This is a genomic window from Aeromonas sp. R2-3, from assembly GCF_040908375.1.
GTDB classification, from domain to species: Bacteria; Pseudomonadota; Gammaproteobacteria; order Enterobacterales; family Aeromonadaceae; genus Aeromonas; species Aeromonas veronii.
Genome location: NZ_JBFODP010000032.1, coordinates 701686 through 711844 on the forward strand (window position 1 = coordinate 701686; position 10159 = coordinate 711844).

5 protein-coding genes are annotated in these 10159 nt (G+C 57.4%); 2 read left to right on the forward strand and 3 right to left on the reverse strand.

Features of this window, described 5'->3' with window-relative positions:
* Window positions 1–218: 218 nt before the first annotated feature.
* Both ahpC and ahpF read left to right on the forward strand, forming a co-directional pair.
* The gene (gene ahpC / locus AB5Z02_RS20770; protein WP_005337335.1) at window positions 219–785 is read left to right on the forward strand and encodes an alkyl hydroperoxide reductase subunit C; all 567 of its coding nucleotides are present in this window, start codon (window positions 219–221) and stop codon (window positions 783–785) included.
* 124 nt (window positions 786–909) lie between these two features.
* The gene (gene ahpF, locus AB5Z02_RS20775) at window positions 910–2490 is read left to right on the forward strand and encodes an alkyl hydroperoxide reductase subunit F (RefSeq protein WP_368216889.1); all 1581 of its coding nucleotides are present in this window, start codon (window positions 910–912) and stop codon (window positions 2488–2490) included.
* 135 nt (window positions 2491–2625) lie between these two features.
* Here ahpF and AB5Z02_RS20780 read toward each other — a convergent pair whose 3' ends face one another.
* From AB5Z02_RS20780 to AB5Z02_RS20790, 3 genes are all read right to left on the reverse strand, one after another.
* Complete coding sequence (locus AB5Z02_RS20780) at window positions 2626–3342, reverse strand: SIMPL domain-containing protein (protein WP_368216891.1); 717 nt, start codon at window positions 3340–3342, stop codon at window positions 2626–2628.
* Window positions 3343–3398: 56 nt separating this feature from the next.
* Window positions 3399–3959: a hypothetical protein gene (locus AB5Z02_RS20785; RefSeq protein ID WP_128815554.1), complete on the reverse strand. Its 561-nt coding sequence runs from the start codon at window positions 3957–3959 to the stop codon at window positions 3399–3401.
* 86 nt (window positions 3960–4045) lie between these two features.
* A complete protein-coding gene (locus AB5Z02_RS20790; protein WP_368216909.1) occupies window positions 4046–10156 on the reverse strand; it encodes a DUF5801 repeats-in-toxin domain-containing protein in 6111 nt (2036 codons plus the stop codon).
* Between the last annotated feature and the right edge of the window lie 3 nt (window positions 10157–10159).

Sequence of the window (10159 nt, forward strand, 5' to 3'; positions counted from 1 at the left end):
ATTGAACCACGACAAGGAGTTATCTCAGTAGGTCAGAGATATTCATGTTAGGTACAGCCATAGTGAGCTATCTAATAAGTAGATTTAAGCGATTCAAAATTGCGGCTTTTATCGATTAGAGGAAGCCCCTATGATGAATCCATCGAAAGTTAAGCGCCTCGTCTGGCAAGACTCTTCAACACCAGACCGGCATATGTACATCACCAAGGAGCAATTACATGTCTACCTACATCAACACTGAAATCAAGCCGTTCAATGCTACCGCCTACCACAATGGCAAATTCGTTCAGGTGTCTGACGCTGACCTGAAAGGCAAGTGGTCCGTGGTCTTCTTCTACCCGGCTGACTTCACCTTCGTTTGCCCGACCGAGCTGGGCGACCTGGCTGACAACTACGCTGAATTCCAGAAGCTGGGCGTCGAGATCTACTCTGTCTCTACCGATACCCACTTCACTCACAAAGCATGGCACGACACTTCTGACACCATTCAGAAGATCCAGTACCCGATGATTGGTGACCCGACTGGTACCATCACACGCAACTTCGGCGTGATGATCGAAGAAGCTGGTCTGGCTGACCGCGGTACCTTCGTAATTGACCCGCAGGGCATCATCCAGATCGTCGAGATCAACGCTGGCGGCATCGGCCGTGACGCACTGGAACTGCTGCGCAAAGTCAAAGCAGCCCAGTACGTTGCCTCCCACCCGGGTGAAGTGTGCCCGGCTAAATGGAAAGAAGGCGAAGCCACTCTGGCCCCGTCCCTGGACCTGGTAGGCAAGATCTAAGCCTCCCGCTTCCAAGACCGGCCCGTATAAGGGCCGGTTTTGTTTCCGGCCCCAAGCAAAGGCGCCGGTCTGCTTTCCGGCTTACATCTCACGCCGACCCGCAATCACAAGAAGGAATTCGAAGATGTTGGATACCAACCTCAAACAACAGCTGAACACCTATCTGCAGTACATCGTCAATCCCATCGAGATCAGCGTGTCCGGCAACGACAGCGACAAATCTGCAGAGCTGCTGGCACTGGCCAGCGAGATCGCTGAGATGTCCCCCAAGATCACCCAGACCTCTGGCACTGCCGTTCGCAAGCCTTCCATGAGTGTCGCGCCGCAGGGCCAAGCCCCGCGCGTTCACTTTGCCGGCATCCCCATGGGTCATGAATTTACTTCTCTGGTACTCGCCCTGCTGCAAAGCGGCGGCCACCCTTCCAAGGCCGATGCGGCCGTGCAGGAGCAGATCCGCAATCTCAAGGGTGAGTTCCACTTCGAGACCTATATCTCCCTCTCCTGCCACAACTGCCCGGACGTAGTTCAGGCCCTCAACCTGATGGCGACCCTGAACCCCGGTATCACCCACACCATGATCGATGGCGCCCTGTTCCAGGACGAGGTCGCCGAGCGTCAAATCATGGCGGTACCGAATGTCTACCTGAACGGCCAACCGTTCAGCCAGGGCCGTATTTCACTCGAAGAGATCGTTGCCAAACTCGACACCGGCGCCGCCGAGCGCAAGGCTGCCGAGCTGAATGAGAAAGATCCCTACGACGTACTGGTGGTGGGCGGTGGCCCGGCTGGCGCCGCAGCGGCCATCTATGCCGCCCGTAAAGGCATTCGCACCGCCATCGTTGCCGAGCGTTTCGGTGGTCAGGTGATGGACACCGTCGGTATCGAGAACTTTATCTCCGTGCCCTACACCGAAGGCTCCAAACTGGCCGCCAGCCTGGAGCAGCACGTCAAACAGTACGGCGTGGAAGTGATCACCGAGCAGCGCGCCGCCGCCATCAGCAAAGACGGGTATGTGAACGTGGATCTCGCCTCCGGTGCCACCTTGAAGAGCCGTGCCGTGATCCTGGCGACAGGTGCCCGCTGGCGTGATCTGAATGTGCCGGGTGAGCTCGAGTACCGCACCAAGGGCGTGGCCTACTGCCCGCACTGCGATGGCCCCTTCTTCAAGGGCAAGCGAGTAGCTGTGATCGGTGGCGGTAACTCCGGCATCGAGGCAGCGATCGACCTGGCTGGCATCGTCGAACACGTCACCGTGGTGGAGTTCGCCGATACCCTGCGAGCCGATGAAGTGCTGCAGAAGAAGGCTCGCTCCATGGGCAATATCGACATCATCATGAGCGCTCGCACCACCGAAGTGATCGGTGATGGCAGCAAGGTGGTCGGTATGGACTACGAAGATCGCACCACCGGCGAGATCAAGCACCTGGCGGTGGCGGGTATCTTCGTCCAGATCGGCCTGGTACCGAACACCGAGTTCCTTAAAGGGAGCGAGATTGCCATGACCCGCTTTGGCGAGATCGAGATCGATACCAAAGGGGCGACCTCCCTGCCCGGCGTCTACGCCGCAGGGGATGCCACCACGGTACCGTTCAAGCAGATCATCATCTCCATGGGTGCTGGCGCCACCGCCGCACTGGGTGCGTTTGATTACCTCATCCGCAACCCGGCGCCGGAAGCGACCCAGGCTGATGCTGTGACCGCCTGATAAACCCAGCGCAACAAAAAGCCGATGCTCGATTTAGTAAACACGAGCGTCGGCTTTTTACATCTGCATCGATGCGCAATAAAAACCCCGCAGCAAATAGCGGGGTTGTTCATGACTGGACTTCAACGACGGGTATCACTCCAGCAAGAAAACAGCCTCGATATTATCACTTACCGTGATCTGCTGTTGTTGATAGCTGTTGTCCGCCATATCCGCCGCAGGTGCAGCCATCGCCATGGCCTGCACCATCTTCAGGTTGCGGCTGTAGGCGGTAATGGGCGAAGCATTGCGGTACTCCACACTGTAGATCTTGCCAAGCTTCATCCCGAACGCCTTGGCCAGAGATTCAGCCTTGGTTTTGGCATCCTCAACGGCATTCAGACGGGCCTGCTCCTTGATGACCTGCGGCGATTTCAACCCGTACTCAATCTGGGATACGGACTCCAGCCCGGCTTTGAGTGCGGTATCCATCAGGGGGCTCAACTTGTCGAGCTGATAGAGCTTCACCGCCAATTGTCGCTGAGCACGGTATCCCAACAATACCGGCTTCTTGTTCTCGCCATACTGATATTCCGGAGAGACCATCAGGTTGCCAGCCTCAACATCGCTGCGCTTGATCCCCAACCCTTCCAGTTGGCTGAAAAAGGCTGCGACCTTGGTATCGACCTGCTGCTTGGCCTTGAGGCCCTGCTTATCCAGTGCACTCACCGCCACATTGAGGGTGAGCATATCGGGTTCGGTCTTCTGCTCGGCATAACCGCTCACCACCAGATGGGGCGCTTGCGGCACTTCAATCGCCAGCAGCGGAGCACTGACAACCAGAGCGGAAAGAGTAAGAAGGGGACGCCACATAGAAAAAAACCTCAATCGGAAAGATTGAGGCCATTATGCCCGTGCAGCTACGGGATTCATATATCGTGCAAGGGGGGGAGCTGATCCAGTATCTGATTGGTCAGATCGAGACTAATGGTGACCATGCTGCCGGGCTCCTGGCTCTGGTTTGCCATATCCAGCGCAGGAGCCGCGCCACAGACCAGCACCTCATCATCGAAATGGAACGAGTCCCACGACAGAACGTGTCCTTGCACCGCCTGTCCGATATTGGTGCCACCACTATCCTCCTCCATCGCAGACCAAGGGATGGTATCAGATGGTCCTAGCAAATCTTGCAACAACGGAGAGTGAAAACTGGCCAGCGGATACTCCTGCTGCCCCTGATGATGGCCAACCAAAATCATGTTATGGGCAGACTCGGTATCCATGACCGGCACATAAGTGATAGAGGCCGTAGCGAAGTCAACATAGAGCGAGCCCGCTACATCACCGGCCTCATTCTCAATCTCCATCCCATCCAGCCGATCCCCCGCGATCGAGGCCTGATAGCCAAACTGGCCTGCGCAGGTAATGTTCCCCTGCCCATCCCAGCTATAACGGATGCCATCAATGTCGACCCAGTTGAATGACTGCATGATTACCCCTCTCCTCTACTGCCGCTATCTTATCCATCCCCTTGAGGAAAAAACAGGGGCCAGGCAAGCCCGGCCCCGAGACAAGGTTACGGATCAACCTTCAAGTTACCGTCATCCAGCAACTTCTGAATAATCTGCAAGTCACTGTTACCCAGGGTCGTCAAGTCAATACTGTCAAATTTTATGACGTGGGTGGTTCCTCCATTCGTACCATCCAAATCAATCGTCAATGTTGATTTGTTTGTGCCTGGCCCATCACTACTGAAATTGAGGTACGCATCAAGCGAACCAGAGTTGGCATGTTCGCCAGTGAGCAGCTCGCTTATATCCAGTACATCTCCGCCAGTGCCGGTGGTGAAGTCTTTGATGACATCCACACCACCGATATCACCCGCCCCCCACTTGAAGGTATCGCTGCCAGAGCCACCAACAAGAGTATCCGAGCCTAATCCACCGATCAGGATGTCATTACCTAATCCACCGATAAGCTGATCATCTCCGCCCAACCCCTTGAGTGTATCGTTATCGGCACTGCCATGTATGATGTCAGCCATAGCTGTGCCGGTGAACACATTGCCAGCTTCGATGGTGACATGCAGATTCACGCTCGAAGTGGCATCGTTGTCGGCATCCTGCACTACCACCTGGAAGTCGAGGTCCGCATCCACGGTGGTGGTCTGGGTCTTGATAAAGCCGATATCGGAGACCTTGACCACATCGTTGTCGCTTTGGTTGGCAAAGCTGGTGAGACCATCGAAACCATCATTGAAGTCGCGGTCATAGTTGAGCGCGACGCTGGTGGTGATGTCTTCGACCGACGTCAGGATCTGCGCCCCGTAGATCTGCCAGCTCTCACCGGCGGCGTTGTAGTCATTGCTCTCGATGACGATCGCACCATCGTTGTTGTCCAGGGTGATGCCATAGACGGCCAGGGCAGCCAGCGCCGTTGCACCGCTGAAATTGCGGTAGATGTCGCTGTTGCTGACCACCAGCGCCCTAGTGGTCGTAACACCTCCGGCACCGACCAGCTTCAGCACGATAACCAAATCCTCATTGTTGATGCCATCGAACTTCAGGTAGACGCCATCAGCACGGCCGGTCGGGGTCAGCCCCAGGTTGCCGGTGGGGTTGGAGGTATAGAAGTTCAGGTCCAGCACTTCGCCCTTGCCAATGGTGTCGCCCGCCACCCCGTTCTCGCTGTTGGACAGAGAGACGTAGGAACTCGTCTGGGTGAAGGTCTCACCATTGACGAAGACGTTGGTGTTCGTGCCTCCCGTCTGCAGATTGTTGCTACCGGTGCCACCACCGGTCTCGGCGTAGCTCCTGAACTGCACGAAGAAGTCAGTGGCCAGCTGAGAAACCGCCACCTCCGGATTGGTGGTATCCACCGAGCTTCCACCCGGCACATAGCCCGTGATACCCAGCGAAGCGCTGGTTTTCAGCACCTGGAAGCCCTCGATCGGCCCGTCCAGCGTCACCGTGTAGGTGCCGTTCACCTTGTCGAAGGTCAGGGTACCGGTAGCCTCTTCCTTGACGCCGGGGTTGGCCGGGTTCGGCGCGTAGTCGAACTCGATATCGAAGGTCGCGGTGGTAGCGCTCTCCGACACCCAGGTCACCGATTGCGCGCTGATCGCCGTGCCACCGACATTGCCCGTCAGCATGATGGACTTGAAGTCCGAGTCCGCCGCACTGAAGGGACCACTGCCACGAGTATCGGCACCGGTGCTGTAGTCGAACACGCCGGTAGCTCCGCCCGGGTTGCCACTGTTGGAGTACACCAGGTTCGAGGTTGCCAGGATCGCCGGCACGTCGTCCTCGACCTGGATCAGCAGATCACCGGCCAGCGGCACCGGATTTCCGCCGTTGGTGGCCTTGACTGCCTCGGTCAGGTTCAGCGTGAGGATTTCGTTGTCGTTGCCGTTGGCCAGCGGGTGATCCAGCGGACCGCTGAGCGTGAAGGTGTAAGCGCCATTGGCCTGCACCACCAGGGTGAAGATAGTGGCCGCGCCCGCCATCGCCGTCAGGGTATTACCGACGACGTTGTAGGTGACAGCCACACCATCAGAGGTCAGGGTCGGCAAGAACGCCGGCGAACTCTGCAGGCTGAAGGTGGCAGGACCGTTGCCGATCAGCAGCTCGGTCAGGCTGCCGGTGGCAACCGTGGTCTGCAGATCGTTATCGGTAATACCACCGGGCAGTTCGTCCTCGTCCACCCTACCGATCACCGGTGCAGCATCCTCGATATTGACCGTCAGCGTGGCCTGCGACGGGTCGCCGTCCTTGTCGATGATCACGTAGTCGAAGCTCTCGCTGGTATCCGACGCAACGCTCTGCGGCGCAACGTAGCTCCAGGTGCCATTGGTAAAGTTGAAGCTCAGTTTGCCGCCCAGATCGGTGACGATGTTGCTCAACTGGCTACCGGCGATGCTACCGCCCGTACTCACCGCAATGGTGCCCACGCCGTTCCAGGTGTAGGTAACCCCATCGATCTCGATCGACAGCACCCGACCGGCGCCATCGGCGCCAAAGGCATCGTCGTCACCGCCACCCACGACATTGTTGTTGCCGAGCAGGACGTTGCCGCTGACCGTGTTGCCCGATATCTGAGTGAGCAGCGCGTCGATCAGATCATCGAAGTCGGTCACCAGAATCGGCGAGCCGCTGCCATCCAGGTCGACATCCTGCAGCCGCGGCCCGTTGATGCCGCCACCCACCCCAATGGTGGTGACGTTGATGCCGTTACTGTCGATGAAGTTGTTCCAATCCGTCGCCGTGCCACTTTCCAGCGAGTTGTTGACACCGGTATCGACATTCGGATTGCCGTCGCTGATGAAGAATACCTGGTTGCTCCAACCCGGTATCGGGTTGTAGACATCCATGGTTTGCTCAACTGCCGCCGTGAAGTTGGTATTGCCGTTGAAGGGACGGTTGGCCAGGATACTGTCAATCAGCGACTCGAAGGCCGCCAGCGAACTGATCGCAGTGTAAGAAGTAGCCCCGGTGGAAAACGCCACGATAGTGATCTGCACGGTACCGTCGGTGCCGTTGAACAGCGCCTGGCCTGCCGCCCGCACAGCCGCCATCATGGTGGCGAACTCGGTACCGTTGATACTGCCGCTGGAATCCAGCACGAACGCGACGTTGAAGTCCTTGCCGCTGGACTCGGCAACGATAGCCGTGTCGTTCTTCGCCACCGGCGTATCGTCATCGACATTGATAGCCAACGTGCCGGTCGCGGTATCGCCATCGCCATCGTTCACTTTATAGTTCAGGGTAAACGCCTGGTTGTTCTCCTGATCAGCATTCGCATGTTGAATAGGCGAATTCTGCGTCACGCTATACGCCCCAGTAGCCGAGTTCAGGGTTACTGTCAGCACTGTGGTCGCCCCCTGTTTGACCAACAGAACGCCTGCGGGATTCGTTTCATAAGTAAATCCAGCCGGCGCCCCCGTAGTCAGCCATTGCACACTGCCTGCGCCGTCAGCACCGAAGCTGTGGCCCAGAATTCCGCTGACGTTGACCGCGTTCGGGTCGTCGCCCGTGCCGCCAGCTATGCCGCCCGCCAGGGCATCATCGTCCAGCTGCACTGCTGCGTTAGCGCTGACCGTCGGGGTGTCGTCGTCGACGTTGATGGTCAGGCTGCCATCCACGCTGTCTTTGTCGGCATCGGTAACACGGTAGCTCAGCGTGAAGGTGGCGTTATTCTCGTCATTGCCGTCGGCATGCTTGATCGGCGCATTCTGCGTCACGCTGTAGGCACCCGTGGCGCTGTTCAGCGTCACCGTCAGCACGGTCACGCCAGCCTGTTTGACCAGCAGTGAACCACCAGAGCCCGCTTCATAGGTGTAACCACCCGGTGCACCACTGGTCAGCCACTGGATGCTGCCAGCTCCGTCGGCACCGAAGCTGTGGCCCAGGGTTCCGCTGACATTGACCGCGTTCGGGTCGTCGCCCGTGCCGCCAGCTATGCCGCCCGCCAGGGCATCATCGTCCAGTTGCACTGCTGCGTTAGCGCTGACCGTCGGGGTGTCGTCGTCGACGTTGATGGTCAGGCTGCCATCCACGCTGTCTTTGTCGGCATCGGTAACACGGTAGCTCAGCGTGAAGGTGGCGTTATTCTCGTCATTGCCGTCGGCATGCTTGATCGGCGCATTCTGCGTCACGCTGTAGGCACCCGTGGCACTGTTCAGCGTCACCGTCAGCACGGTCACGCCAGCCTGTTTGACCAGCAGTGAACCACCAAACCCCGCTTCATAGGTGTAACCACCCGGTGCGCCACTGGTCAGCCACTGGATGCTGCCAGCGCCGTCGGCACCGAAGCTGTGGCCCAGAATTCCGCTGACGTTGACCGCGTTCGGGTCGTCGCCCGAGCCGCCAGTTATGCCGCCCGCCAGGGCATCATCGTCCAGTTGCACTACTGCGTTGGCGCTGATACTCGGGCCATCGTCTTTGAAGCTGATAACTTTACCGATATCTAGTCGACCGCTAGTGTGGTCACCATCCTTATCGGTAACGGTCAGTGTCAAACTTATATGGCCAGAGCCGAGGAATTTGACTTCATCGGGATCAGAAGTCGGATGTTCAATAGCTCGTAATTGATCAAGAGTTACTTTACCGCTGCCGTCAACGCTAAGGTTAAACACCAACTGACCGGTGGTTATAGTACGCCCTTCAATCGTTGAGCCATTCATAACTAGTCTGATCTGTTCACCTGTTGTTGTATCAATCAAGCCTGAATTTACATTTTGTATGCTCAAGCTGTAGCTCTTGGATCCCAGACCATCTGCCCCCGGCTGTACGTTGAACACACCACTAAAGTCAGCTGTTGCATCATGATTGAGGTTGGACTCATCGACCTGCAACTGCACAGCACCGCCCCAAGTCACAGTGGTACTGACATCGTTGTAGTCATAATCCGAGTTGAGGGTCATATCCTCCCAATTTTGGTTGCCTGCGCTACCAGTATCCTGCAAATGTGAACCGCCAGGGTTGAGGCTCGCATCGCTGAACACGATGTTGGCGCCATCGGCCCCACTCAACGCAGTGCTGCCAACGAATGCCTGCCACTTGCCATTAATAAACTGGAATGTGACGGCGGCACCATCGCCAAGACCGGGATTGGCACCGCCATTGGGGATAACAAAGAATCCGGTATGAGCAGGATCCAACGAACTGATATCTGTCTGGCTTCCCACACTCTGACTGTGAACATTTGCCCAGATGACTTTGCCGGACAACGGGGTGCCATCATCACCTTTGATGTAATAGCCATAGCTATTTGAATAACCGGCGTTGCTACCCAGGAAAGTGACTGAAGAAGTCAGGGACAGCTCACCCACCTGGATTGTCGGCGTATCATCGTTAATTGTGACTGCAAGTACGCCACTGGCACTATCCCCGTCACCATCTGTCACCTTGTAGCCCACATTGAGGGTGAGATTATCTTCGGTATCAACCCCGGTGTGCATCAAGGGCTGCAGAAGTTTCACCGAGTAGGCACCAGTGCTCGGGTCAGTAATGGTGACCGTCATCAAGAGACCGCGAGTGGAACTGATAGACAAGGTTCCACTTTGGGCATCCCACGTTGAGGTCACACTTTCACTTCCCAACGCAGTAGGCCCGGAGAGTTCAAGCGATTTGAGGCCATCAGCCCCGGCCTGATAAGCCAGATTGCACGTGACGCTGGTATTGGCCCCTGCAACATCACCAGAACCGCCATTGATCCCGCCAACAAGGCCTTCATCGTCAAGTACCAAGGCAGCCTGAACATCGCTTGCTTTAGGGCCATCATCCTCGAAGCGAAACACACCGGTGGCGCCCAGGTCCACAGACGCGCTGGCCCGATCGCCATCGGCGTCGGTCACAGTCTGCACCAATGTCAGCACGCCCTGACCCACGCTCAGTGCCACGCTGTCATCCGCACTGGTAGTGTCGCCATGCCAGACGTTGTCCAACAGTTCCAGGGTCACTTCCCCGGTGGTCGGGTCAATGGTCAGGGTGAAGTAGTCCACCCCACCGGCGCTGCCGGTGATAACGTTACCCGCCTGATTGAGCACGATAGCCGCGCCCTGGCCGTTGGCGGCCAGCGGGTTAACCGCATACAGACCACTCACCACGTCGCTGCCGGTCAGCGCCAGGCTGTAGCCGATACTGCCTTTCCCATCCGCCCCGAAGGCTGATACAAACTGTGCCTGCACGTC